1 protein-coding gene is annotated in these 964 nt (G+C 35.0%); it reads left to right on the top strand.

Annotation, left to right across the window (positions count from 1 at the left end; translation table 11 throughout):
- Positions 1–152 precede the first annotated feature (152 nt).
- Positions 153–776: a hypothetical protein gene (locus ACH2AZ_RS12410; protein WP_394908093.1), complete on the top strand. Its 624-nt coding sequence runs from the start codon at positions 153–155 to the stop codon at positions 774–776.
- The last annotated feature ends 188 nt before the right edge of the window (positions 777–964 follow it).

The following is a 964-nucleotide window of genomic DNA, read 5'->3' as shown; positions in this document are numbered from 1 at the left end:
ACGGCTATAATTCATTACGGCGGAATTTCCTCGCGGAAATTCCAAGCATTTTTGCTATCTTTCGGTCAACGTCGGAATGACACTCACGTGCCATTCCGTAACGAAATCATAGCCAAAACCGTTGTACCCAATTTAACCCGAACGCAAACTAAATGTATAGTGTCGAAGAAATAAGAGAAAACTACAAAGGATTTTCCGATTCAAAAATTGAGAATATTGCAAAAAAGGAATCGAAAGGCTTAAGAAAAGATGTTCTCGGAATTTTAAAAGAGGAAATTGAGAAACGGAATCTTGACAAAAACCTAATTAGTTGGGTAGAAACTGAAACAAAAACTTACGACGGAATCGAACGCGATTCTCTAATAAAGAAAATTCAAAATCTAAACTGCCCAAAATGCGCTGAAAAAAAAGATAGACTATATGGATTTGAAATTAATCAAGTCGTTTCTGTTTTACTTTTTGCGAACGACACACGGAATGAAAAAGTATTGTGTTTAAGTTGTGGAAAAAAAGCAAAGTTAAAAGCAATCTTAATTACTTTTTTTGCTGGTTGGTGGTCAAGGCGTGGAATTCTTTTGACACCTTGGATTGTAATAAAAGATTCATTTAACTTTTTGTTCATTAACAAAATAAGTGACAAAATAATTAATCGACTGATAGACGAAAACACAGGACACTTTCGGAGAAAAGGAACTGAAAATGGAACTTTAAATCGACTAATTAAAAGAAGAAACGAAAAGGAAATTTTAGAAGATGAAGGATATGATTTCACCTAATAAAAAACTGGGTACAACAATGTATAACCGCAATTACGGCGGATTCGACTACGTCCGAATCCACTCGGAATTGCTAACGTCTGTGTTTAACCGAAAATCATTAACTTTAATCCCGTAACTGACGGTTATACGAGACCGTCAGACTGTCTCAAAACCATGCCATCATTGCAGTCTTTTTTTAAGGATAT

It is taken from the genome of uncultured Mesonia sp., assembly GCA_947499595.1.
Classification (GTDB): domain Bacteria; phylum Bacteroidota; class Bacteroidia; order Flavobacteriales; family Flavobacteriaceae; genus Mesonia; species Mesonia sediminis.
This window is presented reverse-complemented; position numbering and strand designations above follow the sequence as displayed.

Coding starts and splice junctions, on each gene's coding strand:
- ACH2AZ_RS12410 (WP_394908093.1), top strand. CDS start 153: ATGTATAGTGTCGAAGAAATAAGAGAAAACTACAAAGGATTTTCCGAT.